Origin of the sequence: Priestia sp. AB (assembly GCF_028369225.1) — a bacterium.
GTDB lineage: Bacteria > Bacillota > Bacilli > Bacillales > Bacillaceae_H > Priestia > Priestia megaterium.
Map to the genome: position 1 here is coordinate 1 of NZ_JAQMYN010000057.1, position 740 is coordinate 740.

General features: G+C 38.8%; 2 protein-coding genes. One reads left to right on the plus strand and one right to left on the minus strand.

What is annotated here, in order from left to right; all coding sequences use genetic code 11:
- Nucleotides 1-110 precede the first annotated feature (110 nt).
- On the minus strand, nt 111-428 hold the full coding sequence (locus POF52_RS30930; RefSeq protein ID WP_074898250.1) for a MazG nucleotide pyrophosphohydrolase domain-containing protein: 318 nt from the start codon (nt 426-428) through the stop codon (nt 111-113).
- 102 nt (nt 429-530) lie between these two features.
- On the opposite strand from POF52_RS30930, the gene POF52_RS30935 reads away from it, so the two are divergent.
- Nucleotides 531-740 (plus strand): LOG family protein (locus tag POF52_RS30935; protein ID WP_442956664.1); only part of this gene is annotated, 210 nt, incomplete at its 3' end.

The window sequence follows — 740 nt, forward strand, 5'->3', positions numbered from 1 at the left end:
GCTTATAGGAATTGAATGCTAAAAGAGAGACCAAATATGCGGTCTCCCCATTATTAATATGTATTTTGTTTAATATATCGTATCGCTTATTAGTATGTAGCTCCTAACCCTTAACTAGAATAACGCTCTGCAAGTTTATCCTTATGGGATTGAAAGATCTCTTCTAGAGGAATATCATACTTATTGGCAATCACAATTAAGTTGCCCAACACATCTCCTAGTTCCTCCGTCAATTCTCTCTTGTTTTCTTCTAAAGTACCAGCTACTTCATCTGGTCTATCTCTCCCAATCTCTAAAGCTCTAATAGCTCGTGCTACTTCACCTGTTTCTTCAGCCAGAAAGCCAATTCGAACAAAAATATCTAAGTCCGACCAACCTCTCATCTTATAGTAGTCCTTCACCCATCTTTGAAATTCTGTTAAATCCATCGATTGATTCCACCTTCCATTTTTAAAGATCCACCTAAGTTTAACAAATGATCCATTATTATGTATAATCATTAACGGTGATTTACTTAGGAGGGGATACTTTTGAAAAGACTAGCTGTATTTTGTGGTTCAAGTAACGGGGCATCTGATCTTTATATTGAAGGAGCAAAAGCTCTAGGAAGCGAGCTTGCTAAGCGTAATATTACGCTTGTATACGGAGGCGCAAGTGTCGGTGTAATGGGTGCTGTTGCCGATGCCGTTTTAGAAGAAGGTGGCCATGTAATTGGGGTTATGCCGAGCTTCCTTGAAGAA

Excerpts from the sequence above, each read along its gene's own strand:
- POF52_RS30930 (WP_074898250.1), bottom strand. The coding sequence starts at position 428 with ATGGATTTAACAGAATTTCAAAGATGGGTGAAGGACTACTATAAGATG.